Genomic DNA, 1,177 nt, shown 5'->3' on the forward strand with positions numbered 1-1,177 from the left:
CAAGTTGTAATAAGGGAAAAAACTATTACCCTGCCCCACTGTCATGGAAAAGATTTGAGCATTATTCAACCACTGGCGAGTGGCATTACCAACCATCTCATTTGGCAGCGCAGAATAAATATTGTAGAAATCCTTTTCATAGCGCTGATCGCCAAGACGATAAACCAAAGACTTGCCATCAAAAGGCGGGGTGGTCGTGACTGAACCCATCTTCAACCATAAATCGCTACGCGGTTTGTACGGTGCTCCTGTGCGCTCAGGCGCAACCATCCAGCTGCTAGTTTCCAAGGCGGGTCTTTTAGGTAAGGAGCAGGCACTCAATGTGGCGATGACTAATGCGCAAACAGCAAACCGAGTCAGGTTTGAATTTTTCATCATCTGGATTTTCATTGACATCATTTTTGAACTCCATTCATTGGAGGCGTAATGCGTGCAGGTGGCTCACCCCAAATCAAGGTAGATGGTGATTGACTTGCTACGCGCGTAAACTCATTTAACTGTTCACTGGCTTGGCGAAGATTTTCTAGGGTTGCAGTGGTGTCACCTTGGACGCTAGTCACAGTTTGGCGCAAAGAAACCATGGTGGCAATCAATTCACGCATCAGGATGTTCAGTTGATCTTTATCAGTAACCCTAGCAATACGATCTAAGAGCACATTGAGATCTTGCACTGTGTTGATGAGACCAGCATTATCCCTTCCATCGCCAGCCATTAGCTTATTCAAGTTACCTAATAACGCATCAAATTTCTTCTGGGTCCCATCCACATCTAAGCCATTGAAGGCACCAATCAGTTTTTGGATACCAGAAATAATTTCATCAGCCTGGTTTGGCATCGATGGAACTACTGGGTACTCTGGCTCCCACGGGTATTTGAGGGTGTAGATTTGATCAGATTTAGGATAAAAATCTAACTCTACATAATTCACACCAGTAATACCCATCGATCTAATACGGGCACGCAAATTATCTTTAATAAAAGTTTCGAGGTGACTTTTTTCTATAGAGTCGCCATAAATTTGCATTCTTACGACAACATACTCTTGCTTCTGAAGCATCGGGATATCTTTCTCATACAAATCCCCCGATAAAGTAATGGAGGTTACCTGTCCAATCTTTACCCCCCGAAAGCGCACCGCTGCTCCAGCATCTAGGCCAGTCACCGATTGCTTTACAT

General features: G+C 44.3%; 1 protein-coding gene and 1 pseudogene. Both read right to left on the reverse strand.

All coding sequences use genetic code 11. The features are described from left to right. A pseudogene (locus tag B7X71_RS17430) lies at positions 1-399 on the reverse strand (hypothetical protein); the annotation flags it as partial. Continuing rightward, a partial coding sequence (locus tag B7X71_RS17435) for an MlaD family protein (RefSeq protein ID WP_293601670.1) occupies positions 396-1,177 on the reverse strand: 782 nt, incomplete at its 5' end. The gene B7X71_RS17435 and the pseudogene B7X71_RS17430, both read right to left, overlap by 4 nt.

Source organism: Polynucleobacter sp. 39-46-10, assembly GCF_002282275.1.